Source organism: Streptomyces sp. NPDC006265 (assembly GCF_040613555.1).
Lineage (GTDB): Bacteria > Actinomycetota > Actinomycetes > Streptomycetales > Streptomycetaceae > Streptomyces.
The window spans coordinates 1-3,140 of sequence record NZ_JBEXSH010000978.1; the positions used below are offsets into that span (position 1 = coordinate 1).

Here is a 3,140-nt window from a genome sequence, read left to right on the forward strand (position 1 = left end):
CACCTGACTCCCATGGAGCCAGACTGATCACTTGATCACGGAAGGGGTCACTTTTCATCGACCGATAGGGGGTCACGGTTCACGGAACGGCGACACCTTTCGCCGCGGTGGCGACCGTCCTTCACGACCGCGCATGCTGATCAGCCCCGTCCGGTGTTGCTTACCGGGCGGGGCTGACTGCTGTGCACGAGCCGGGTGCTTGGCTCGGTTGGTGGGGGTGTGTCAGCCGCAGTCGTTGCGGTTGATTTTCAGGGAGCGGGTCTGGTCGTTGAGGTTGAAGCCGCGCAGGTCGTGGATGGAGCCGCCGCTGTGGGAGACACACACATGCCGGCCGCTGTATTTGCCCCGAGCTACTCCCGCGGGTGCGGGGACGACGGCTCCTCGCCCTGACGATCCCGCCCGGTCTGCTGCGCACCTTCCGTCACCCAGACGCCCCGGGCGTCACCGCTGCTCGGTGCTCAACCGGGACGGCGTAGCCAGGAAGGCGCGTAGCCGGCGAGGCCGGAGCAGACCACTCAGCCTGGTGGTAAACCGAGGCTGACGGGGCCGCGAGCCTCATTCCTGTGCGGAATCCTGGGAGGTGCCCAAGGCCCACAGCCCCGCCTGGCGACCGGTGAGACGGTCGCACTACACGTCCCCTGCCTCTGGCGGCAGCAAACAGACAGGGCGTGAAAGCCCTCGACCAGCCCAACAGTCCTGACAGAGGCGGTTCACGCCGGTAGGTGATCAGGCAGGTGGCGGGCCGAGGAAGGCTTCGTGGACGTCGTCGCGCCGGGTCCCGCTACCGTGAGGCCCGCCGACCACTGCCCGACCGGCCGACCGGCCAGTGCCTACGGCCGAACCCGTGTTGCCGGGCTGGTCTGGCGTCGTACCGCGTCGGAACCGGTGGCACTACTGCTGTGCCCCGCCCTCGGTGTGAACGACGGACGGGTTGTCCGAGGAGCTTCGAGGCTGCCCCGCGCCGGCACCGCGAAAGTACATGTGCGCGATGGACGATGTGGACGTGGTGACTCGGTCGGTGCTGACCGTGTCCCGACTGCTGGTGGCGGTTTCCGCCCGCTCCCTCGCCGAGGTCGAGGAGCGGGTCACGCTGCCGCAGTTCCGGATGCTCGTTGTGTTGTCCACGCGGGAGTGGCCAAGGTGGCTGCGCTGGCGGAGCTGCTCCAGGTGGCGCTGTCCACCGCGATGTGGATGGTCGACCGATGGATCGCGGCCGGGCTCGCGGATCGGCAGCCCAACCCCGACAACCGCCGTGAGACCCTGTTGCAGCTCACGGACGAGAGGCGGCGCACGGTCGAGGACGTCACTGCCCGCCGCCGCGCGGAGATCGCTGCGATCGTCGAACGACTCACGCCGACGCAGCGGCCGGCCCGCATAGAGGCTCTGGCCGTCTTCAACACAGCGGGCGGTGAGCCCCTCGCGTCGGCACCGGCGCTCGACGGCACCGAACCACATCCGCTGGGCTGGGCAGTGGAGCTTCCGGCGGGCCGGGACGCTTGACCTGCGCTCGCCCGCCGCTGCCCACGGTCACCCGCTCCCTGCATCAGTCGAGGGAAGGGTAGCTGCATGGCCCTGCCTGGTCCGGCAGTGCGCGCCCATACCCGTGTGCCGCGACAGGACGCGTATTCGTGCGCCGTGGCGGGCGGTGTCACCAGGTCCGGCATCACTCGCCTGACCATCTGGCCGACCTCCGCGTCGCCGGCACCTTCGGCCGAGCTGTGCCGCGAGGCCCGTGCACCGTTTCACGATCGCGCCGGTGCGCGGCGGTGCCATCGCCCAGGGCTGTCGCCGGACCGGCGTTGTGCGTGGTGACATCAGGACGACGGTGGCAACGATCCGCCGCGGCAGTGAGGCCGTGTGCCGGAGGTGCGTGACGGGGAGCGGACGGTTTCGGACTGAGGTAATGCCTCGGGGGCCCGGGCGTGCTCAGGGCGGAAGCCGGTGGCTGAATCCACCTCCGAGCACTCCAGCGCTCCTCCGGCCCTGGTCGCCGAAACATCGAGGAATGGGCGTTTCAGCAGCGCAACGGGGGAGACCCATCACGCCGTGCACTCACCACCTCAGGTGCCCCGCCGGCCCTTCGCGACGGCGGGCGGCTCGCTGCGGATACTGATCATCAGTGCAAGCATGGGAGCGGGTCACGACACGGTGGCCCGGGAACTCGCCCGGCGAGCCCGGCAGCAGGGGCACCAGGCGCACGTCGTGGACCTTCTGGAGTTGCTGCCTGGCGGCCTGGGCACCGGGTTGCGCCTCTTCTATCAAGGGTCCGTGCGGCACTGCCCCTGGGCGTACGCCGGTCTGTACGAGGCATTCCTACGCCCCGGCACGCGCCCCCGCCCCAGCGGTCTTCCCCTCGCCCGACTGGCGGGCGGCCGTCTGGCGGCGCTGGCCGAACGGACGGGAACCGACGTGGTGGTTCCCGTCTTCCATCTGGCCGCGCAGCTGACAGGTCACCTCAGAGACCAGGGGCGTTTGCGGTCGCCGAGCGCTGTCTTCCTGATCGATTTCGCCGTCCACCGTCAGTGGCTGCATCGCGGCAACGACCTCTACCTGTGCCTCACCGACGAGGCCGCGCGGGAGGTGAGCCGGAGCGTCACGGTGCCCGTCGAGACGACCGGTCCGGTCGTGGCACCCGACTTCTTCGCACCGGCCGCCGGGGCCCCGGCATGGCGGCGGCGTTTCGAAGCCCACGATCCCGGGCGCCCTGCCGTCCTGGTGTCTGCAGGTGCGTGGGGGGCCGCCTCGGGACTGGAGGAAACCGCTCGGCTGCTGATCGCAGCCGGTCTGCTCCCGATCGTGCTGTGCGGGGGGAACGAGCGCCTGCGGGCCCGTATGGCCGGGATCCCGGGAGCTCTCGTACCGGACTGGGTCACCGACATGCCCGGTCTGCTGCATGCGGCCCGCGCCCTTGTCGACAACGCCGCCGGGCAGACCGCCGTACAGGCTCTCGCCTCCGGGTTGCCCGTGGTGAGTTATCGTCCGCTTCCCGGTCACGGGGCGGAAGGCGTGCGACGGATGGAGGCGCTCGGTGTCTCGGAGACCGCCGCCCCGAGGGTGCCGACATCGCCAGGGGCGGTGAACTGTTCCGCACCAACTGCGCGCAGTGCCACAACTTCACCGGCAAGGGCGGCGCACTGACG

General features: G+C 70.2%; 3 pseudogenes. All 3 read left to right on the forward strand.

Annotated features, from left to right (window positions below):
- Positions 1-988 precede the first annotated feature (988 nt).
- A pseudogene (locus tag ABZ281_RS43790) lies at positions 989-1,500 on the forward strand (MarR family transcriptional regulator).
- A 627-nt stretch (positions 1,501-2,127) separates the two neighbouring features.
- Positions 2,128-3,039, forward strand: a pseudogene (locus ABZ281_RS43795) (galactosyldiacylglycerol synthase); the annotation flags it as partial.
- Between the two features lie 8 nt (positions 3,040-3,047).
- Positions 3,048-3,140, forward strand: a pseudogene (locus ABZ281_RS43800) (c-type cytochrome); the annotation flags it as partial.